Origin of the sequence: Streptomyces abyssalis (assembly GCF_001751365.1) — a bacterium.
In the GTDB taxonomy this organism is placed as follows: domain Bacteria; phylum Actinomycetota; class Actinomycetes; order Streptomycetales; family Streptomycetaceae; genus Streptomyces; species Streptomyces abyssalis.
In genome coordinates this window covers 902251-919164 of sequence record NZ_LJGT01000041.1, presented here as the reverse complement: position 1 = coordinate 919164, position 16914 = coordinate 902251, and the positions used below count along the sequence as shown (strand labels likewise).

14 protein-coding genes and 1 tRNA gene are annotated in these 16914 nt (G+C 66.1%); 4 read left to right on the top strand and 11 right to left on the bottom strand.

Features of this window, described 5'->3' with window-relative positions; all coding sequences use genetic code 11:
- Nucleotides 1-82: 82 nt before the first annotated feature.
- The 3 genes from lysA to AN215_RS24870 form a co-directional block, all read right to left on the bottom strand.
- Nucleotides 83-1501 carry a diaminopimelate decarboxylase gene (gene lysA / locus AN215_RS24880; RefSeq protein WP_070010910.1) on the bottom strand — a complete coding sequence of 473 codons (1419 nt, stop codon included), beginning with the start codon at nucleotides 1499-1501 and terminating at the stop codon, nucleotides 83-85.
- A gap of 172 nt (nucleotides 1502-1673) precedes the next feature.
- Nucleotides 1674-2606, bottom strand: a complete 933-nt coding sequence (locus AN215_RS24875; RefSeq protein WP_070010911.1) for a DALR anticodon-binding domain-containing protein — start codon at nucleotides 2604-2606, stop codon at nucleotides 1674-1676.
- Between the two features lie 166 nt (nucleotides 2607-2772).
- Complete coding sequence (locus tag AN215_RS24870; RefSeq protein ID WP_070010912.1) at nucleotides 2773-3219, bottom strand: response regulator; 447 nt, start codon at nucleotides 3217-3219, stop codon at nucleotides 2773-2775.
- Nucleotides 3220-3401: 182 nt separating this feature from the next.
- Between AN215_RS24870 and AN215_RS24865 the strand changes: the two genes are divergently transcribed.
- Nucleotides 3402-3473, top strand: a tRNA-Arg gene (locus tag AN215_RS24865).
- A gap of 178 nt (nucleotides 3474-3651) precedes the next feature.
- Here AN215_RS24865 and AN215_RS30775 read toward each other — a convergent pair.
- From AN215_RS30775 to AN215_RS24830, 8 genes are all read right to left on the bottom strand, one after another.
- Nucleotides 3652-4344: an 8-oxoguanine DNA glycosylase OGG fold protein gene (locus tag AN215_RS30775; RefSeq protein WP_079123389.1), complete on the bottom strand. Its 693-nt coding sequence runs from the start codon at nucleotides 4342-4344 to the stop codon at nucleotides 3652-3654.
- Nucleotides 4345-4448: 104 nt separating this feature from the next.
- Nucleotides 4449-5840 (bottom strand): tyrosine-type recombinase/integrase, encoded by a 1392-nt coding sequence (locus tag AN215_RS24855; RefSeq protein ID WP_070010913.1) that lies wholly within the window; start codon nucleotides 5838-5840, stop codon nucleotides 4449-4451.
- Nucleotides 5837-6034 carry a helix-turn-helix transcriptional regulator gene (locus AN215_RS24850; RefSeq protein ID WP_070011366.1) on the bottom strand — a complete coding sequence of 66 codons (198 nt, stop codon included), beginning with the start codon at nucleotides 6032-6034 and terminating at the stop codon, nucleotides 5837-5839. The genes AN215_RS24855 and AN215_RS24850 overlap by 4 nt, the downstream gene beginning before the upstream one ends.
- Entirely contained in the window at nucleotides 6024-7373 is a 1350-nt protein-coding gene (locus tag AN215_RS24845; RefSeq protein WP_070010914.1) for a replication initiator, read from the bottom strand. The genes AN215_RS24850 and AN215_RS24845 overlap by 11 nt, the downstream gene beginning before the upstream one ends.
- Nucleotides 7370-7615: a hypothetical protein gene (locus AN215_RS28905; protein WP_079123388.1), complete on the bottom strand. Its 246-nt coding sequence runs from the start codon at nucleotides 7613-7615 to the stop codon at nucleotides 7370-7372. Before AN215_RS28905 ends, AN215_RS24845 begins: the two co-directional genes overlap by 4 nt.
- Nucleotides 7616-7752: 137 nt before the next feature.
- The gene (locus tag AN215_RS24840; RefSeq protein ID WP_070010915.1) at nucleotides 7753-7947 is read right to left on the bottom strand and encodes a hypothetical protein; all 195 of its coding nucleotides are present in this window, start codon (nucleotides 7945-7947) and stop codon (nucleotides 7753-7755) included.
- 12 nt (nucleotides 7948-7959) lie between these two features.
- Nucleotides 7960-9276 (bottom strand): FtsK/SpoIIIE domain-containing protein, encoded by a 1317-nt coding sequence (locus tag AN215_RS24835; RefSeq protein ID WP_420856173.1) that lies wholly within the window; start codon nucleotides 9274-9276, stop codon nucleotides 7960-7962.
- A 56-nt stretch (nucleotides 9277-9332) separates the two neighbouring features.
- A complete protein-coding gene (locus tag AN215_RS24830; protein WP_070010916.1) occupies nucleotides 9333-9677 on the bottom strand; it encodes an SCO3933 family regulatory protein in 345 nt (114 codons plus the stop codon).
- A 170-nt stretch (nucleotides 9678-9847) separates the two neighbouring features.
- On the opposite strand from AN215_RS24830, the gene AN215_RS24825 reads away from it, so the two are divergent.
- The 3 genes from AN215_RS24825 (at nucleotide 9848) to AN215_RS24815 (ending at nucleotide 16838) form a co-directional block, all read left to right on the top strand.
- A complete protein-coding gene (locus AN215_RS24825; RefSeq protein WP_070010917.1) occupies nucleotides 9848-10609 on the top strand; it encodes a GntR family transcriptional regulator in 762 nt (253 codons plus the stop codon).
- Nucleotides 10610-10881: 272 nt separating this feature from the next.
- Nucleotides 10882-14085 carry a BPTD_3080 family restriction endonuclease gene (locus tag AN215_RS24820; protein WP_245694698.1) on the top strand — a complete coding sequence of 1068 codons (3204 nt, stop codon included), beginning with the start codon at nucleotides 10882-10884 and terminating at the stop codon, nucleotides 14083-14085.
- Between the two features lie 80 nt (nucleotides 14086-14165).
- Nucleotides 14166-16838, top strand: a complete 2673-nt coding sequence (locus tag AN215_RS24815; protein WP_245694697.1) for a site-specific DNA-methyltransferase — start codon at nucleotides 14166-14168, stop codon at nucleotides 16836-16838.
- Nucleotides 16839-16914: the final 76 nt, after the last annotated feature.

The following is a 16914-nucleotide window of genomic DNA, read 5'->3' as shown; positions in this document are numbered from 1 at the left end:
TCTCGTCATTGCCTGTGCTGTCAGTCTCACGTACGGGTACGGAGATTCCACGCTCGTTCCAACATGTGGGACGAATGTCTCGCTAGCCGACATCCAGTCGCAGGAGATCCTCCTCCGTCTCCCGCCGGACGATCACCCGCGCCTCCCCGTCCTTCACCGCGACGACCGGCGGCCGCAGCGCGTGGTTGTAGTTGTTCGCCATCGACCGGCAGTACGCGCCGGTCGCCGGCACGGCCAGCAGGTCGCCGGGGGCCAGGTCGGCCGGCAGGAACGCGTCCCTTACGACGATGTCGCCGCTCTCGCAGTGCTTGCCGACGACCCTGGAGAGCATGGGCTCGGCGTCGGAGGTCCGCGAGACGAGCGAGACGCTGTACTCCGCGTCGTAGAGCGCCGTGCGGACGTTGTCCGACATTCCTCCGTCCACGCTCACGTACGTACGCAGCCCCGGCAGCTCCTTGACCGTGCCCGTCTCGTACACCGTGCAGGCCGAGGGCCCGACCACCGCACGGCCGGGTTCGACGGAGAGGCGCGGCACGGCCAGTCCGGCGCCCCGGCACTCCCGGCCGACGATCTCGCGGAGCGAGGCGGCGATCTCGTGCGGCTCGCTCGGGTCGTCCTCGGGCGTGTAGGCGATGCCGAGGCCGCCGCCGAGGTCGATCTCGGGCAGCTCCAGGCCGTGCTCGTCGCGGATGTCGGCGAGCAGTCCGACGACGCGGTGCGCGGCGACCTCGAAGCCCGAGGTGTCGAAGATCTGCGAGCCGATGTGGGAGTGGATGCCGACCAGTTGCAGGCTGTCGAGCTTCAGTACGCGCCGTACGGCCTCGGCGGCCGGGCCTCCCCCGGCCTCCGGCTTTGCGGTGCCTCCGGTGAGGGCGAGCCCGAACTTCTGGTCCTCGTGCGCCGTCGCGATGAACTCGTGCGTGTGCGCCTCGACGCCGACCGTGACGCGGATCTGGACGGGCTGGCGCCTGCCGAGCCTGTCGGCGATGTGCGCCACGCGGACGATCTCCTGGAAGGAGTCCAGCACGATCCGCCCGACGCCGGCCTCGACTGCCTGCTCGATCTCGGCCGACGACTTGTTGTTGCCGTGCAGGGCGATCCGCTCGGGGGGCATGCCGGAGGCCAGCGCGACGGACAGTTCACCACCGGAGCAGACGTCGAGATTGAGCCCCTCCTCTGTCAGCCAGCGCACGACGGCGCGGGAGAGGAAGGCCTTGCCCGCGTAGAAGACGTCGGCGTCCGGGCCGAAGGCGTCCCGCCAGGCCCGGCAGCGGGCACGGAAGTCGGCCTCGTCGAGAACGTAGAGAGGTGTGCCGAACTCCTCGGCCAGATCCCGCACGTCCAGTCCGCCGACGGTGACCGAGCCCGCAGGTGTGCGGCCGGCGGTCTGCGGCCAGACGCGGGGGTCGAGCGCGTTGAGGTCGGCGGGCGGCGCGGTGTAGTGGCCCTCGGGCAGCACGTCGGCGTGCCGGGGACCTGCGGGGTGCGCGGAGCGGCTCATGCGGTGGCCTCGCTCTCACCGGGGCGGTTCGTGGTGCTCACAGCCGTGTTCGTGTTCACGCTGATCGTGGGTCCTTTGCGGTGTACGAAGTCTTGGGGGTTCTCGGAGGGCTCTGGGGTTCCGGAGGGCTCTCGGTGTCTCGGAGGACATGGACTCGGGGTCTGCTCCGGTCTCACAGATGCGCGGGCGCGCTTACGCCGAGCTGGGTCAGGCCGCCTGCCAGCACCGTCCCGGTGGCTTCGACGAGAGCCAGCCGGGCGCGGTGGACGGCCCCGGGTTTCTCGTCTCCCCTGGGCAGGGGCGGGCACTGGTCGTGGAAGTCGAAGAAGGCGTCGCCGACCGCGACTAGATGGCGTGCGTGGCCGGCGGGATCGGACTGCTCACTGACCCGCCGGTGATCCGCGAGCAGCGCGAGCAGGGCCGCACCGCGGGATCCGTAGACGGCACGGGCGTCCTGTCCGGGACGGGTGTCCGGTTCCGTTCCGGTCTCCGGTTCCGTTCCGGTCTCCGGCTCGGGGCCGACGTCCGCCGAGGCGTGCGGTTCACCGCGGAACCCGAGGTCACGGGCGTTACGCGAGTACGCGCGCGCCCGCGCGTGTGCGTACTGCACGCGGAAGAGAGGGCTCGCCTGCGCCGTCCGTACGGCGAGAGCGGCCGGGGCGTCACCGGTCGCGGCACTCCAGTGCGCGATGTCCGCGGCGGGGGTGTCGGCGGCCGGGGTGTCGGCGGCTGCGGTGTCGCGATCGGGGCTGCCGGGAGCGGAGCCGGCCGGGCGGGACAGCTCCGCCACGAGCTCGGCCCTCGCACGGTCGTCGAGGGTGACGTTCAGGAAGCCGCCGCCCGCGATCTCCGCGGCGAGGATTCCGTCCTGCCGCACGAGCCTGGCCAGCAGCACCCGTGCGACGTCGTACGGCGCCATGCCCGAAGGGCCGGCGAGACGGAAGGCCACACTGACCGCGTAGTCACCCGGCCCACGCCGCGGAGGCGACTCGACCGTCACCCGCTGTGGCAGATCGCTGCTTCCCCGCGCCGCGCCCAGCTCGCCTTCCGCCGCGGCACGGCGCACTGCGTGCAGCACGGTGCGGGAGAGCTGGGCGGGTGTCACAGGGCAAGCGTATGGGAGAGGGGGTGGGTCGGCGCGAACCGGATTCCGCTCCGGGCGGGCGCGGTGCCGCATCGGGGGGCGCGAGCAGTGTGCGTCCGTCACCGCTGGTGACGGCGGTACCGCGGTGCGTTCGGCGCGCGGAGCGGGCGGGGCGGTCCGGAGGGCGTCAGCGGCCGGCCGGCCAAGGGGCCGGCTCCTGTTCGTCCGCATCGTCCGCGCCGCCGGGGGGCCGCGCCTCGCGGCCCTCGGTCCGGCCGGTCAACTGCCGCACCATCGCGACCAGTTCGGACGGTTCGAAGGGTTTCGCCAGGAGGGCGTCGACGGGCGGCTCCTCGCCGTCCGCACCGTCGACCTTCGTGTGGCCGCTGACGATCGCGACCGGGATATGGCGCGTACGGGGATCGGCGCGCAGCCGCTCGGCGGTCCGCAGCCCGTCGAGGCGGGGCATCGCGACGTCCAGCGTGACGAGATCCGGCCGGACACCCTGCACGATGTCGAGGCACTCGACACCGTCGGCAGCGGTCACCACCTCGAAACCTTCCAGCTCGAGATTGACCTTGATCAGCTGCCGGATGACGTTGTCGTCGTCCACGACAAGAACCCGGCCGGACATACCTGGCACACACAGAGCCTAGGCTCACCCCTCCTCCGGCGTCCGGCTTTTGCCCTTTTCCACCCCTGCGGACCGCGGCCTCCGGCAACCCCCGGGCGGAACTCCGGGCCCGGGAAACGGGGTTCCGGTGCAGCACCACCGAGCTGGTACTGTTCCTTCTGTCGCCGCTCACAGCGCGACGAGCCCCCGTAGCTCAGGGGATAGAGCAACGGCCTCCGGAGCCGTGTGCGCAGGTTCGAATCCTGCCGGGGGTACTCCTTCTGAAGTACCCAAACGCCCTGTGACCAGCGTGGATGTTGGTTGCGGGGCGTTGTTGCGTGTGCAGGCAGATGCGGCTCGGAGCAGCCCCATGACAGTGATCACGTTGTAATAGCGTCATGATCTTGGAAGGCTTCGGGGCAGGTCAGGCCCTTGTTCAAGGGAGCGGAGAGCCTAGTGTGCGGGGCTCTTGGGAGACACCTCGCCGTTCAGATGGAACATGACCCACTCCAGCCTCGAAGGGTCCACGTCGAGGGCTCGCGCCCATGAGTGCATCTGGTGAACGTACGCGGCATAGCGCACGGCTCTGGTTCGCGTGCCGGCCGCCTTCCAGCTCACCCAGCCAAGCCCGTTGAGCGTGTTGAAGACACGACTGTCCAGGATCAACGCCCGCTCCATGCCCGAGCCGTCGTCCACGGCAGCGAACCACTTCGTAAAGAACGGCGAGCCCACCCCGGCTACTCGAAACGCGCGGTAGGCACCGACCAGGTCCCCAGCACGCACCAGCTCACAGGTGCGTGCCAATGTGCCGCGGAGTCGTGCATCGCATAAGGCCATTTCGGTGTACCGCGGACCGCGTCCGTTCGTGGTGCCAGAGCCCCAGATCATGACTGCGGTGAAGAACTCGCAGAGGCCGTCAGCCTGGGTGCGCACGGCGTCGCGGAGTACATCGAGATCCTGGCGGCCTATCAAGCGTTCACGCGGAGACGGACCAGGAGACCCACACTCCAACACAGCCGTGAGTCCACGCGGCTTCAGCCATGGACGCCAGGTATCAGGCCTGAAGCGTACGGGGGCCTGGCTGCAATCGCCGTGCGCAGCAACGAGAGGACGCAGGCGTTTCACGACGGCGTCAGACGGTTCCATGCCGCGAGCATGCCCCGTCGCCAAGTCAAGAATCAGGTAAGTACGCATATACGTCGAAAGCCCCGAACTAAGCCGGGGCTTTCGACGAATACGGATTGCGCTTCTTAATGATCTCCCTCGGGCTCGTCCTCCCCGAGGCCTTTCATGATCCGGTCGTTCATCTCGGCTTCCTGGCCGTCGATGCACTTGGCGTAGATCTTGAGCAGGACCTCCACCGAGTGGCCAGCTCGTCGGGCGACCTCCGGAGCCGAGACACCAGAGTTGAGCCACTGGGAGACGCAGGCGTGCCGCAGGTCGTACGGCTTGGCCGCCAGCACCGACGACACCTGGTCCGGTATGAGGGCCAGCTCCCGCGCCTGCCGCCAAACCCTGTAGTACGAGGACGAGGCGACGACGTTTCCTCGCTCACTGGCGAAGATCCGGCCGTCCTCAGCCGTATCGAACTCCTCCAGGTGCTCATTCAGCATCCGCACCAGCGGAGGCGGTATCGGCACTATCCGCACCTCACCGGGGCTGCGCTGTTTGAGCCCCCGCCTGTCGTGCGCCTCGCCGCTGTCCGTCCAGGACTTGCCGACCGAAGGGCGCGTCTCCTCCACGGTGATCCGCCCCCAACCCGTCGTCGGCAACTCGCAGTCGGAACGGCGCAGTCCCAGTGCCTCTCCCGGACGAGTAGCCGCGTAGTAGAGGCAGCCGAAGAAAGCCCGGAGGCGGCGTCCCGCAGCACGATCGAAACCGCCGACGTACGTGCAAGCGATGAGGAGTTCTCTCGCCTGCCGCGGATTGACGACCACGCGGCTATCGACCTCGTGCACCGGTTGCTGTTCTCGCTTCCGCCGTGCCCTGTCCAACGGGTTGGCGGTCAGCAACTCCAGCTCTACGGCGTACGCAAGAGCGTTGTACGTGACCGCCCGCCGACGCCGATAGGTCTGATTGGCCGCCGGCTTACCGTCGAGCTTCCGGCCGAGCGCGTCCACGAGTCCGTGCACTCGGTCGATCTCCGTCAACTCCGCCACCGGTAGCGAGGCCCGCTCCAGCCATCGCACAGCTGCAGCGACTTCCTCCGGCCGTTCCCGCTCACGGCGCGGAGTAGGGAGGAGGTAGGAGCGCAGCGCCCGTCGGACCAGCGCCGGTTCGGGTCGGCCCCGTACAGCTGTAGTCACAGCGGGCACGGCGACGGCCAGGGCATCGGTCATGCTGTCCCGCTGCTTCGCGGAAGCGTTGGGCCACCGGCGATCCACATACTTCACTGCAAGCTCCAGCAGGCTCAGCGCTGTCTTGCCGCCCCGAAGTGAGTCCGGAAGCCCTGTGACCGTGTCGAAGGGTTCTCCCTTGTCGAGCGCGCGAAGGAGCTTCGCTCTGAACCGGTCGGCGAGCGCCTTGGTCTTGTGCGATTCGCTGAAGGTTCGACCATCGACTGCCCAACGAACGAGGTACGTCGGCTTCTTGGTGGTTCGGTTCGTGCTGAGCTTCCAGACGGAGACCTTGTACGACTTCATACGGCTCCCTCCGCCCTGTCCTGAAGCCAGTCGTCCAGCGCATCGCGTCGGACGCGAAGTTCGCCGTTGGGCAGCCGTATGCAGCGCGGAGCGATACGCAGTTCACGCCAGCGGTAGAAGGTGCGCCGCGACACTCCGCCCAGCTCGTTCAGGACCTCCGGGACCGTGAGGAGTTCGCTTCGACTACGCGCCATGTCCGCCACGCCCCTCACGTACCGAAGCAGCGATGAGGGCAGCTTCCGCGCTGTAGCCGCGACCGGCGTAGCGCCAGTCGCCGACGAGAGCGGTCGAGCGATCGGTCAGACCAAGCCTCTGCCGATGTTCCTCCGCGCGATGCTTGGTGCGGGCATCGCGCAGCGCAGTCAACGTCGTTGAGTAGCGCCGGGATTTGGTCGAGAAGTGGCCCCGGTAGCCGAGCATGTGCGCCCAGCGGCGCAGCCGAAGCGGCTCGAAGGGCTCTAGGCCGCCGAGCCACCAACACGTGCCGATCATGCGCAGTGTGTGGTCCCGCACGGGTAGCTCCGCCAGGTCGGCGGACCGGTAGATGCGTCGGTCTACGGCGCCGGCGCTCTCGGCTCCCTTCGTCGCGTACTTGGCGATGTAGGCAGCAACGGCAGCGGACGACAGGCCGCGGATGTCGGCGGACGTCACGGGTTGTACGTCGACCTGCGGTCCGAAGCGCAGCAGTCGTCGGCCTACGACGTCCGACCCGACTGCCAGAACTCTGACGCGTTCGACGGCTTGCGGAACTGCCGCCGAGAGCAGATCCGTTGTCGCCCACACGGGCGGACCCATCTCCGGCCCCTCCGGACCGTCGAGGCGGATCAGGGCGTGGAAGTGGACGAGTCCGCGCCGTTGATACTCCGCGACTTTGGCGTACGAGAGTCGAGCCGAGTTCACGAAGCCCGTACGGGACAACCCGACCATGCGGGCCAGTTCCCTACGCAGCTCCAGCGTGAAGCGGTGCCACAACTCCCCCGCCTGCGCCTGCCACAGCACGGCGCCCGCATAGTCGTAGCAACGAGCGCAGAGCGGTTCGCCGAGCTGCGGATCATGCTCCGCATGCCGGAGATAACAGCCGACGCCGGCCCCGTGTCGGCACGTCTCCCCCGACCGGCGGGGACGACAGGCCAGACGCCGACCGCCCCGCTCACGGCGAGTGTGGACGGGGCCGAAGCCGGGAGCCGTCAGAGTGGCGAACACCCGCGGGTGCGCGTCCACTTCTTTCGGCACGTCCTTCCCACCCGTCAGCCCCGCACGGATCAGTTGATATGTGTCCGCGCGGTAGACGCGTGAGCAGGTGGGGCACACAGTGGCTCGGCGGTTGCCGCAAGCCGTCATCAGCCGACCGTCGGCGCCGTCCAGACCGACTTCGTGCAGTGCTTCCCCGGTTGCCGTATCGACGAGTACCGACCGGCCGACGAGGTGCACAGGGTTCGTGCATCCGCCGAGCCGGACGATGCGTCGGCGCCATGCGTCGAAGTCGGGTCGGGTGGCACGGTCGAGCAGGTTGGCCACCTGGTGAGTGGTCATCGGCCACCTCCGAAGGCGTGCCGCATCGCTTCCGCGATGGCCTGCTGTCGGGACTTGGCCGAGAAGCGCAGAGTCGGCTCGGTCAGCCATAGAGCGGCGGCGTGCTCGGGACACGTCCAGCGCTCGTTGTCGTCGGTGCCGACGAGGACGACCTGTTCCCGTCCGGCACAGGCCTGCCGCTCGTCATCTCTCAGTTCGCACCAGGGGCGCGGCGATTTGCGCGATCGATGCGCATTGGTCAAGGTGAGGCTGCTCCTTTCGCTGTTCATGAGGTGGATGGAGTAGGGCCCTGACGGGGTCGGGTTTGGCGACTTCGCGCCCCGTCGGGAGCCCGCTTGGCAAGTGAGCAGGTAGGTCATGACCGCCTCCGGAGGTCCGGTCAGAACTGGAGTTGGCCGAGGAATCCGCCGACGCCCTCGATCACGGTCTGTACGACTGGCGCCGCGGCGCTCTTCGCGAGCAGGAAGCCGAAAACCGAACAGAGCAGGACTTCGAGCCACCGCAAGTAGCGGACACGGATCAGAAGTGCGATCAGCAGGCCGAGCAGCAGCGCACCTGACATCGTTACGAGCACGGGCTTCCCCTCTCATTCGTCGCTGTCGAGTCGTTCGATGTGCAGGGACGGGCCGGTCGGAGCGCCGATGGCTTCCGCCAACTCCGGTACATGCGGCGTCAGATGGGCGCACTCGGCCGCGATGGCTTCTGCCTCCGTCTCCGGGACCAGATGGGATCGTGCGCGATCCCACCCGTCCGCCGAGGCGAGGACGGCCGTGCCCGCTTGTTCGGGAGTGATGGACTGAGCCGCATGCAGGGCGTCCGGGTTGAGATCGCCGAGAGCCATCTCTGCCGTGCCCGGGTCGGCCACGCGGTGACATATCCGGCCGCCGAGTTGTGCCCTCAGCGCGGTCACGCCGGGCCCGAGGTCGGAGCCGACCCGTTGCCCCGCCACGACGAGGAACACCCCGAGTGCGGCGCCGAGTTGCGCAAGCCGGATGAGCGCCGTTGCCGCTGCCTGCGCTTCGTCCTTCTCGCCCCGACTGGCGACGAGGAACAGCTCTGCCAGCTCGTCGACGATGACCACGACCGGGACCGGACGCTGCTTCTCCGGGAGTCCCCACACATTCCGCACGCGAGCTTCGCGGCAGACCGTCATCCGGTCCAAGGTCAGGTCGACCAGCGCACGGAGCAGCTTCACTGCTTGCCCGCGGTTGGTCGCCAGCGCTGACAGCCGGGGCTCGTAGAGCGAAAGCTCCATCCCGCCCTTGCAGTCGATACCGACCAGCGCCACTCGCTGTGGCGAGAGACCCGCGACCAGAGCGTTGATGAGTGTCGACTTGCCGGAACGAGTCGCACCCACGATCAGCCAGTGCGGCACCTGCCGAAGGTCAATCACCCACTGCGCTCCGGTCTCCAGAACGCCGACGGTGACTCGTAGCAGTCGTCCAGGAGTCCGCTGCCTCGGTACGCGCGGCTCCTTCAACGGATCAGTGGCCGAAGCAAGGACCCGTACAACGCCCGGCCGCCAGGTGCTCACCCGGACCGCATGAACCTCCCAGTCATGCGCCATCGCCGGAGCCGCCTTGACGAAGTCCTCCGGCACCTGACCGGGCAGCATTCGTATGAGGAGGCGGAAGCCGTCGCGAGTGGGAAGCACCAACCCCCGTCGCGGTACGCGCGGTTGAGGCGGCGGAGCACCGTTGCCGACAAGCCCGGAGACCACCGTAAGCGCTGCCCTACGGCTGATCGCCAAGCCACATCCGGCCATCAGCGGGCGCCAAGTCCGTACGATGCGTATGCACGCGGCGGGGAAACCGATGCACACCCACCAGACCACCGGGTAGTGCCGGCGCAGGGCCGGGCCCGCGATGACCAGGCCCGACGCAAGCGCGGCGGCGACCACCAGCACCCCACTCGACCAGCCGGTACCGGCCGAGTGAGTCGAAGCGGTTGCCGAATGGATCACTGGCTGGCCCCCTTACTGCTGGGGGTAGCCGCAAGGGGCTTGATCTCGGCGGCGCGGTAGGCGACGCCGTGCCGCCCCTCGTTCTCCCATGGCACCGCGACCAGGTCGCGGACCTGGACCGGGACGCCGTTCTGCACCCCGGCGGGCTCGCCGGGAACACTGACGTTGACCACGTCGGCGGACGTGGCCGACATCAGGCACAGACCGACCTGGTAGACGGTCTTGCCCGTGTCGCGGTCCACCCGCACGCGTCCCGTCTCCCGGTCCGCGATGCGCGGGGCGGGCGGGACAGCGCAGATGATCCCTGTGTACTTCGCCGTATCTATCGGCAGGACTGCCACTACTTGACCTCCATGTCAGTTGCCTCCGAAGGCCCTTCCTTCGAAGTGCTTTACAACCCGTAGTACGGGTGCGGCACAGACAGAGTGCCCACCCGTAGTACGGGTTGTCAACCAACATGAAGTGAGAGACGCTGTACCCGCTGACGAACCAGTCATCTAACGGAGCCGGGATGCCGACGAAGAAGCGCAGCGAGCAGGAGCCACAGCCCAAGTACCGCGCGATTGCTGACTACTTGCGCGAGGGCATCCTCAACGGCACGTTCCCGGAAGGCCGCCCTGTCCCCTCGGAGGACAAGCTCGCGGAGCTGTTCAAGGTCACGCGACCGACCGTGCGGCAAGGCATCGCAGAACTCCGGGCATCAGGGCTCGTGGAAGTCATGGCGGGCCGAGGCGCGTTCGTCCGATCGCTTCACAGCCGGCCGAGCCTCACCCGTCCCCGCGGAGTGCGCCGTACGGCCGACGGACAGTACGTCGACGCAGACGGCATCAGCTGGACGGACGTAGAGACGCCGACCGCGACCCGCACGGACGCCCCCCTCGCACTCGCCGAACTGCTTCGCATCCCGCCGGGCGAGCCGATGTTCACGTACGACGTGTTGCAGACCGCCGACGCCGGTCGCCTGCGTCAACTCCACCGCACCTACGTGCCGTTCTCGGTTCTGGCCGGCACTAAGTACGAGGAGAAGGCACCGCCCCCAGCTCCAGCGCTCTTCTCCGCCTTGGCCGAGCTGGGGCACGAACTCACCTTCACAGAGCACGTGCGGACGCGGATGCCCCTACCGGACCAGGCGAAAGCACTACACCTCGGAGAAGGGGTGCCGGTCTTCCAACTCCTCCGCGTCGCAACCGGCAACGACAGCCGCCCCCTGGCACTCGAAGAACTTCACTTGCCGGGCAGCGACTTGGACCTCATCTACGACATGCAGCCCTGACCTGGCTCAAACCTTCTCCACGTCTTCAAGGGCTCGCTACGCTCGCCGCGCGCTCCCCGGCTCCGCCAGTAGCGCGGCCGAAGTGACAGCTTGGGTTGGAGGAAAGTGCTGGCAGGGGCGCCGGTCGGCTCCACGGCGTTACGGAGCCAGTTTGGCAGCCATGCGGGAGGAGCACAGGGTCTGCGGGCAGCGTACTCATGGCACGAATGGGGTAATTGCCCTTGCAGGCTGTACGGTCCACGCTGATGAGGCGTGAGGGAGATAACTAAGCCATGGCAGCAGTGATCGAGAACCCGATCATCAACTCGCCGTACAAAGAGCCGGCCGAGCACTGGGAACTGGATGAGCGGGGACAGCCAACAGGTGACAAGGCTCCCGGCCGTCGCCCGAGCGAAACCTGGATGCCCGTCCCGCGCGCCAGGAAGGGACGTAAGACGTCCGCCGGCGTCCAGCACGAGCTGTCCTTCGACGGCATCCTGGAGGAGCGTAAAGGCCAGGACGTCATCGGCAACATCCGCAGCGAGGTCTCCCGCTGGCGCAAGGCGGGATACCCCAACATCACGCCCACGACCCGCCGTCTCCTGGAGTACTGGACCGACCCGACCCGGGAGCGGAAGCTCTTCTTCGCTCAGGTGGAAGCGGTGGAGACCGCCGTCTACCTGACGGAGGTGGGCACGAAGCTTGGCAGAGCCTGGATAAGGGGCCACCTGGAAGAGGCCAACCAGGAGCACAACGCAGGACTGCCCCGGGTGGCTTTGAAGATGGCGACGGGTTCGGGGAAGACCGTCGTGATGGCGATGCTGATCGCCTGGAACACCCTCAACAAGGTCGCCAGCCCGCAGGACCCTCGATTCGCCAAGCGCTTCCTCCTGGTCGCTCCCGGCATCACCATCCGGGACCGGCTGCGCGTGCTGATGCCCTCCGACCCGAACAACTACTACAAGGAGCGGGACGTTGTCCCTGCGGACCTGTGGGGTGCGCTCGGCCAGGCGCAGGTGGCGATCACCAACTACCACGCGTTCATGCTCAGGACGACGCGGGAAGGTCAGGGGCTCGCTTCAAAAACCAAGAAACTGCTGCTGGCCAGGTCGAAGGACGACCCCTTCGTCGAGACGCCCGACATGATGGTCAACCGGGTGCTGCGTGATCTGGGCGGAAGCAAGGGCGAGATCATCGTCTTCAACGATGAGGCGCACCACTGCTACCAGACCCGCGGCGCTGCCCTGGAGGGGGCCCTTACCGTCGAGGACCTGAAGGGTGAGGAGAAGAAGCAGGCCGAAGAGGAGAACAATCACGCGCGCCAGTGGTTCGACGGCCTGAACCACGTCATGCGCAAGACCGGCATCAAGACGGTCTACGACCTCTCCGCCACCCCCTTCTACCTGAACGGTTCGGGTTACCCGGAGGGCACGCTCTTCCCATGGGTGGTGAGTGACTTCGGACTCCTGGACGCCATCGAGTCGGGCCTGGTCAAGATCCCGCGCGTTCCGGTGGACGACGACGCGGAGCACAAGGACGTCTCCTATCTGAACCTGTGGGAGCACATCAGGGACGAGATGCCCAAGCGCTCCCAGAAACCGGAGACGCTCGCAGGCAAGTCGCTGCCCGGTGTCCTGGACGGAGCTGCCCACAGCCTGTACCGGAACTACACGCAAGCCTTCGCGCGATGGCAGGAAGAGACCCGAGGTACCGGCTCCACCCCCCCGGTGTTCATCGTCGTCTGCAACAACACGACCGTGTCGAAGTGGGTGTACGACCAGATTGCCGGGCACGAACCGCCGGGCGGGGACGGCCAGGGGAAGCGTGGCATGCTGCCGCACTTCTCCAACTACGACGAGACAGGCCGCCGTTACCCGGTGCCGCGTACCATCCTGGTCGACTCGGCGCAGCTGGAGTCCGACAACTCGCAGTTGGACGCCCAGTTCAAGGCCGCGGCGGCCGAGGAGCTGGAAGCGTTCAAAGAGGAATACCGCACCCGGTTCCCGGACCGGGACGTGGAGGCGCTGACGGACGCTGACCTGCTGCGCGAGGTCCTGAACACCGTCGGCAAGAAAGGCAAGCTCGGGCAGGACGTGCGCTGTGTCGTCTCCGTGTCCATGCTGACGGAGGGCTGGGACGCCAACACGGTCACCCACATTCTGGGGGTCCGTGCCTTCGGCAGTCACCTGTTGTGCGAGCAGGTCGTGGGCCGAGGTTTGCGCCGTATCTCGTACGCCGTGAATGACGAGGGGCTGCTCGAGCCCGAATACGCAGACGTGTACGGCATCCCGTTCCAGTTCATCCAGACCGACCCGAATAGAGAGCTGAAGTCCAAGCCGAGACCGGAGCCAAAGCACGTCCGCTCCATGAGGGACCGGGACGAGCTGCGCATCACCTTCCCGCGTCTGGAGGGGTACCGCGTAGAGATCGAAGAGGCACGGTTCTACGCGGACTTCACGCATGCGGAACCGTTCGAGGTGAACCAGGGCGTCGCGACAAGGGCCGATGTGGAAGGCTTCGTCGGTGAGAGTGCCAGGCACACCCTGGTCGACGCCAGGGGTGTACGCGTTCAGCAGGTCGCCTTCCAGCTGGCCGGACTGGCCCTTGAACTGCTTGAGGATCCGACGCGGGGACGCAAGCCGTGGATGTTCCCAAACCTGGTGCAGCTCGCGAAGGAGTGGACCACCCACTGTGTCGGTACGGACAACCGGCGAAGTCTGGCGATCATCTCCCGGGTCTCCGAAGAACGGCAGCGGGCTGCCCAGCAGTTCTTCGCCGCGCTGAACCGCCAGGAGGGCAACAACTCCTCCAGGGTGCTTCCCATCTTCGCGCGCTATGCGCCCGAGGGCTCCACGGATGATGTGGACTTCTACACGACCAAGGCGGTCTACGAGGCCGACCCGGACAAGTCTCCGGTGAATTATGTGGTCCTCGACGGCATAGGCGGCAACACGTGGGAGCAGACCCTGGCGACACTGCTCGACGGCAACAAGAACGTGCAGTCGTACGTCAAGAACGACCACCTGGAGTTCGCGATCCCGTACCTGTACGCGGGGCGCACGCACCGGTACCTGCCTGACTTCATCGTCCGGTTGAAGCCACTCGACGAGGAGGACGTCGAGGCGCGCCACCTCATCGTGGAGGTATCGGGCTCCCGCAAATCGGCCGGCAAGCGGGCCATGAAGGCGGAGACCGCGCGCATGTGGTGCGCGGCCGTGAACAACCACGGTGCATACGGCAGGTGGGGCTACATCGAGTTGTCGGAGGACCCCACCGGTTTCAAGTCGCGTTTGAACGCGGCGATCGAGGCCCTCTACGGCGACGGGATTCTGACGGGCCTACACGAGGAGGGCCTCAAGAGCGAGGAGAGGCTCAGAAGCGACGACACGGACTGGGGCGCAGATGATTACCCCTGGGACGACCTGTTCAGCGCGGCCCGCGAGGCGGAAATCGAGCAGCGGCGACAGCAGCACGGCAACGACGACCAGAAAGGGTAGGAAATACGATGGCCGCTCCCCGCAGAAGCACCGCGAACAGCACCAAGGCCGTGCAGGCCACAAGGCATGAGGACACCCGAGTGAACAATCCGACGGCGGACGCGATCGACCTTGTCACGGAGGCAGTCGAGGCTGCCATGACATGGCGCGGCAAGCGTGACTTCGCCAAGGACCCCCAGCTCGTCTGGAAGGGCAAGGACGAGCAGGACCGCCAGGACCTTGAGGTTCCGGCCCCGCCGATCTTCCGCCAGGAGCGGATCGAGCCGCGGTATCTCGTCAAACAGCTGATGGATGAGACGAAAAGGCGCGAGAAGGGGGGAAGTGAGGGCGTAGAGGAAGAGCTCTCGCTATTCGGCACCGGTTTCTTCGACGACGGCATCCTAGATGAACTTGACAAAGTCGACTGGTACAAGCACCAGATGAACTGGACCAACCGCATGATCTTGGGCGATTCACTCCAGGTGATGGCGAGCCTCGCGGAGCGAGAGAACCTGCGGGGCAAAGTTCAGATGATTTACATCGACCCGCCGTATGGGATCAAGTTCGGGTCGAACTGGCAGGCGCGGGCAGATAACTCTCGCGTGCGCGACGGGAAGCTGGAAGATGCGACACGAGAAGTCGAGCAGATCAAGGCATTCCGGGATACCTGGGAGCTGGGAATCAGTTCCTACCTTGCATACTTTAGGGACCGCCTCTTGTCGTCTAGGGACCTACTCTCAGAGAGTGGTTCAGTATTTGTTCAGATTGGCGACGACAATGTCCACTTGGTCCGCGCAATCATGGACGAGATTTTCGGTGCAGAAAATTTCGTTTCGCTGATTACGGTGCAGAAATCAAGCGGCGCAGGCAGCTTTGCGGGAGGCACGAACACCCTGCCTTCCCTGAATGACTACATTCTTTGGTATGCTAAATCCAAAGACGTTGTCAAATATCGTCAGCTATTCCTGGAAAAAGCGGTGGGCCAATCAGGGTCCAGTTTGTACACTCACCTTGAACTTCCTGATGGAAGTCGTCGAACTCTGACGCTTAGTGAGAAAAGGGGAGGCCCTCTCCCTGAAGGTGCGCGCGCGTTTGGTGTGGACAACCTCACCAGTCAGACAACGCGTGTCGGCCAGACTACGGTCTTTCCCGTCACCGTGGCTGGTAGGAGCGTGCTGCCCCTGCGGGGAGGGTGGAAGACCAATCGGGCTGGCATGGAGCGCCTTGTTTCTGCCGGTCGAGTTCTTCCCGCCGGTCGATCAGCTGGCTACATGCGCTACGTGGACGACTTTCCAGCTTTCCCGATTGGGAATAACTGGACGGACACTATGGGGCAAAACCAGTTCGGGGGTGAAAAGTTGTACGTTGTGCAAACCGCCCTGCGAGTGGTCGAGCGCTGCATGCTTATGTCCACAGACCCTGGTGATTTGGTCCTCGACCCCACCTGCGGTTCCGGCACCACTGCCTACGTTGCCGAAGAGTGGGGCCGCCGTTGGATTACCATCGACACCTCGCGCGTGGCCATCTCCCTTGCACGTCACCGCCTCATGGGTGCGAAGTATCCTGCGTATCTCCTTGCCGACTCCTCGGAAGGGAAGAGTAAGGAGGCTGAACTGAGCCAACAGCCCTTGGATCGCTCAGCATCGAAGAACGATATTCGCCGTGGCTTTGTCTATGGGCGTGTCCCGCACATTACGCTGAAATCGATCGCGAACAATCCAGACATAAAAGAAGGGATGACCCGCGACCAGATCGACAAGGCGATTAAAAAGCACGCAGAGTTCGAGACGCTTTACGACCGCCCTTACGAGAACAGGAAGGCCATCCGGGTTGCCGGCCCTTTCACTGTCGAGTCGCTCTCGCCGCACCGGTCCGTCTCTTTCGACCAGGAGGTCCCTGCCTCCGAGAAGGCCGCCGAGATGATGCCCTCCGGTGCCTCCTACGAAGAGACGATTCTTGAGCACGTCAAGAAGGCAGGGGTGCAGAACGGCTACCGGAACGAGCGGCTGGAGTTCGAATCGGTCGAGCCTGTCTCTGGTCGGATACTGACCGCTGTTGGCATCCGCAAGGCCGCCGAGGAGGGCACGCCATCCCGCGTGGGCATCGCGCTCGGTCCCGAATACGGAACCGTCGACTCGCTCTTCATCAAGAACGCTGCTCGCGAGGCCCTCAGATTTGGCGAGATCGACCTCCTGCTCATTCTCGGCTTCGCCTTCGGTGCGAATGCGACCGAGGCGACCAACGAGATCAACCAGGAGCGAGGCGAGTTCTCAGTCATCCAGGAGCGCAACGTCGGCAAGATGACCGTGCTCAACGTCCGCATGAACCCTGACCTCGCCATGGGTGACGAACTGGCCAACACCGGCACCGGCAACCTGTTCACGGTCTTCGGCGAGCCCGACATCGAGGTGACCGAAACGAGTGATGGCCGGCTCGTCGCCGAGATCAAGGGGCTCGACATCTACAACCCGACGACGGGTGACGTACGCGCCGAGGGCCCGGACGACATCATGATGTGGTCCATCGACACGGACTACGACGCCGAGGCTTTCATTGTGCGCCACGTCTACTTCTCGGGCGAGAACGGCAAGTCCACCGGTCTCAACCCGTACGAGCGGCTCGGCAAGGCGCTCAAGGGGCAGATCGACGATGAGGCTCTGGCCACCCTCTTCACCACAAAGTCCCGGCCCTTCCCCAAGCCCGACTCCCGCCGCATCGCCGTCAAGGTCGTCAACTACCTCGGCGACGAAGTCCTCAAGGCCATCGAGGTCTAACGTCGCGTTAGGCGTGGTGTGGCGTCTTCAGCGCGCCCACCCCGCCGGGCACTCGCCGCACGAAGGCATCAGGTCA

Coding starts and splice junctions, on each gene's coding strand:
- lysA (WP_070010910.1), bottom strand. CDS start 1,501: ATGAGCCGCTCCGCGCACCCCGCAGGTCCCCGGCACGCCGACGTGCTG.
- AN215_RS24870 (WP_070010912.1), bottom strand. CDS start 3,219: ATGTCCGGCCGGGTTCTTGTCGTGGACGACGACAACGTCATCCGGCAG.
- AN215_RS30775 (WP_079123389.1), bottom strand. CDS start 4,344: ATGGAACCGTCTGACGCCGTCGTGAAACGCCTGCGTCCTCTCGTTGCT.
- AN215_RS24855 (WP_070010913.1), bottom strand. CDS start 5,840: ATGAAGTCGTACAAGGTCTCCGTCTGGAAGCTCAGCACGAACCGAACC.
- AN215_RS24850 (WP_070011366.1), bottom strand. CDS start 6,034: ATGGCGCGTAGTCGAAGCGAACTCCTCACGGTCCCGGAGGTCCTGAAC.
- AN215_RS24845 (WP_070010914.1), bottom strand. CDS start 7,373: ATGACCACTCACCAGGTGGCCAACCTGCTCGACCGTGCCACCCGACCC.
- AN215_RS24825 (WP_070010917.1), top strand. CDS start 9,848: ATGCCGACGAAGAAGCGCAGCGAGCAGGAGCCACAGCCCAAGTACCGC.
- AN215_RS24820 (WP_245694698.1), top strand. CDS start 10,882: ATGGCAGCAGTGATCGAGAACCCGATCATCAACTCGCCGTACAAAGAG.